At 64.8% G+C, this 488-nt stretch carries 1 protein-coding gene; it reads right to left on the reverse strand.

Going from position 1 to position 488, the window contains the following annotated elements; genetic code table 11:
* The coding region (locus tag AWU74_RS07975; RefSeq protein ID WP_162505078.1) for an AAA family ATPase at positions 1–488 on the reverse strand (488 nt) is incomplete at both ends.

The raw sequence follows: 488 nt of genomic DNA on the forward strand, positions 1-488 counted from the left end.
CGATATATTTGCGGTATTCGTCCAGCGTCGTCGCGCCTATCGCGCGAAGCTCGCCGCGGGCAAGGGCGGGCTTGAGCAGGTTGGACGCGTCCATTGCGCCCTCGCTCGCCCCCGCGCCCACGAGCGTATGCAGCTCGTCTATGAACAGAATGACGCTGCCCTCGGATTTCTGCACCTCGCCGATGACGGCTTTCAGGCGTTCCTCAAACTCGCCGCGGAACTTCGCGCCCGCCACGAGCGCACCCAAATCGAGCGCGAGCAGGCGTTTATTGCGGAGGGATTCCGGCACGTCGCCCGACACTATCCGGCGGGCAAGCCCTTCGGCAATAGCCGTCTTGCCCACGCCCGGCTCGCCGATAAGCACGGGGTTGTTCTTGGTGCGGCGCGAAAGCACCTGCATGACGCGGCGGATTTCCTCGTCCCGCCCGATTACGGGGTCGATTTTCTCCTGCCGCGCCAGCGCGGTCAGGTCGCGGCAATACTTTTCG

This window comes from Treponema endosymbiont of Eucomonympha sp. (genome assembly GCF_001028545.1).